Genomic DNA, 2,771 nt, shown 5'->3' on the forward strand with positions numbered 1-2,771 from the left:
TGCAGACCTTCCTCGATGCAATCCCGTTAGCGAAGGAGAAGATGATCGCCGCTTGAAAACATCATCGGACAGATGAGCCCGACCAACTCTCGGACGCCAAATGTCAGATCAAGTTCCAGCTACTACAGCTCAAATTTCTGACTAATGATAATACATCCTCTCGCTACTGAGAACCCTATGACCGATCTTGCTGCTACACCTGATCGCCTCCCCTCACCTGACTTAATCGAAGTGGAACAGGAAGCCGTCGAGATTGCCGCTCAGGCTCGCTCAGCCAACACTATCCGCGCCTACAAGGCCGACTGGGTTCACTTCGCGTACTGGTGCAACGTCAATACTCTCCAGGCGCTCCCTGCCCTGCCCCGGACCATTGCTCTTTATGTGACGGCGCACAAAGACCAGTATTCGATGGCGACGCTCAATCGCCGCCTGTCCTCGATTGCTGCGGCTCACCGCATGGCCGATCACCCCTTCGATACGCGCTGCCGCGAGATTGCCCTTGTGATGGATGGCCTGCGTCGAACCAAGACAGTCCGCCAGCGTCAGGTCACAGCATTGACTACCCCGCTGCTCAAGCGCGCCCTCGACAACACATCTGAGACTGTGGCGGATCAACGGGATCGGGCTCTAATTCTCGTTGGAATGGCCGGTGCCCTCCGTCGCTCCGAGCTTGTCGCACTCGAAATCTCGGATCTGACTTTTTCGCCCGAGGGTATGCGGCTGGTTATCAAACGCTCCAAGGGCGATCAATTCGGTGAGGGTCAGGCAATCGCCATCGGACGCACCAACACAAATCTCTGCCCTGTTGCAAATCTGGAAGCCTACTTGGAGCGGGCGGGCATCAGTGAGGGGCGCGTCTTCCGAGCTATTGATCGGCACGACAATTTCGGGGCGAGAATGACCGACCAAAGTGTGGCCCTTATCGTCAAGAAGTGGACCAGTCGGGCCGGTCTTGATGGGGACTATTCCGGTCATAGCCTGCGCGCTGGCTTCGCTACGCAGGCAGCCAAGAGTGGCGTGGAGGAGCGCAAGATTGCCTCAACCACGCGCCACCGAAACATGGATGTCCTCAGGCGGTACATTCGCGAGGGCGAATTGTTTGCGAACGCAGTTACCACCGATCTGGGTTTATGACCGCCCGAACTCCCCGGAAACTCTCGCATAACGACATCGAAGCGCTGTATGGGCTATTTGGTGCTTCCAAATGACCTCCACACAACCGAAGGCGACGTTGGCAAGGCCAAGGGATTTTGGAACGGCTCGTCCGACAGTTCGACCACCCTCGTGGCGGGAACGGCCACAGGAAGGGTCGGCGCAAAATAATTTTACTGAGACGAACCTGGGCGACAGAACTGAGGCGCAGGACCGATTCGATGCCCTATCTTCAGCCGTCCTTGGTGGAGAGCAGTCGCAGGCCATGGCGGCGATGATCGTACTCGGGAGCCAATCATAAAATTGTTTTATCCGGCCATCTGTCGGGGGATCAGAAGGTATTCGGTATGGGCCAGACGCCCGTTGAGCCGACAGATGCTGGCTGGAAATGGCAAGCGCAACGATTCATGATAGCTGTGCCAATAGCCTCGTGAGGAGGCCAAAGAACTGGTTTCGAGGCATGCGGAAATGGGTGGAGTTAAGGGACAGCGTCCAGGTCCAATCGAAGCTCTCAAGAAACGGAAACGGAATTTCGAGAAGTGGTTCCGTGAGGCTGGCGACAAGCACGGAGACAGCTTCGATTACTCTAAAGCGGCTGAACAATTTGAAACGCAGAAGCAGCCGCAGATTGAGATCCAATGCAAAGAACACGATCAGTGGTTTACTGTAACTCCGTTCGGTCACGTGCAACGGGACGGTGGCGGGTGCCCCGTCTGTGGCCCCTTGATCAGGGGAGCAGTCCGAAAGAACAATCGTGCTGCTCAATTCCGCGCGGACTTTGCAGAGAGATATCCGGACTATGAACTCGTCTCCCCTTACTTGGGTGCCACGGAATCGATCACGGTTCGATGCCGCAAGCATGCCATGGAGTTTCCAGCAACTCCGAATGGTCTGAATCAAGGGATGGCGTTTGGAGGTTGCAAGGAGTGCGCCAGGGAGGGGCGGCAACAAAGAGCCGCTGAGCGCCGGATCACGCTCGATGACACTTTGAAGCTTCAACCTTGTCTGCCTGCTCATGTCAAAATCATCGGTCTCGACACCTCCTACACTCCTACCCGAGTGATCATCGAGTGTGAGAAGCATGGTCAAGACCGGGTTCCTAAAGGATATCTGACGCGGAAAGGGAGCCATGGTTGCCCGCAATGTGGCGATGAACGGGTCGGGTACACCGAGCACCGTCTCAAGCACCTACTGGCAACGGGCGAACGCGGTGAGCCATGCCGGATCGGCGTCATGGATGTTGAGGTTTTTGGCATTCAGAGCGTTAAAGTCGGCTTCACATCCCGAACATTGGAGGCGCGGTATGGCATTGCCCTCAAAGCAATTCACTTCTCTGCGCAGTTGGATGAGATCGACGCGATAGCACTGGAGACAGAAATCCATTCGCAGTTTAACAGGCAATCTGACCTTCGGATTTTGAAGGCTGGAATGAGGAACGGCGGGCGGTGGGGCGGTGATACCGAGTGCTATTGGCCCGGAGCCAGATCTGCGAGACCTATGCTGGATTTTGGGTGATGGGGCCGATCAGGCGACGTTGTGTGTTGGCGTCGTTGCGATCTCGGTGCCGTCCTGGAATCTGACACCCGCGATTACTTTCGGCAACTGGTTTTCGCCCATCA

Annotated in this window: 2 protein-coding genes; both read left to right on the forward strand. The window is 56.2% G+C overall.

Annotated elements, in window-relative coordinates:
• Positions 1 to 177: 177 nt before the first annotated feature.
• Positions 178 to 1,134, forward strand: a complete 957-nt coding sequence (locus tag FS320_RS41285) for a site-specific integrase (protein WP_162003577.1) — start codon at positions 178 to 180, stop codon at positions 1,132 to 1,134.
• 486 nt (positions 1,135 to 1,620) lie between these two features.
• On the forward strand, positions 1,621 to 2,667 hold the full coding sequence (locus FS320_RS41290; protein ID WP_152718377.1) for a hypothetical protein: 1,047 nt from the start codon (positions 1,621 to 1,623) through the stop codon (positions 2,665 to 2,667).
• The last annotated feature ends 104 nt before the right edge of the window (positions 2,668 to 2,771 follow it).

Source organism: Microvirga tunisiensis (assembly GCF_009296175.1).
GTDB lineage: Bacteria > Pseudomonadota > Alphaproteobacteria > Rhizobiales > Beijerinckiaceae > Microvirga > Microvirga tunisiensis.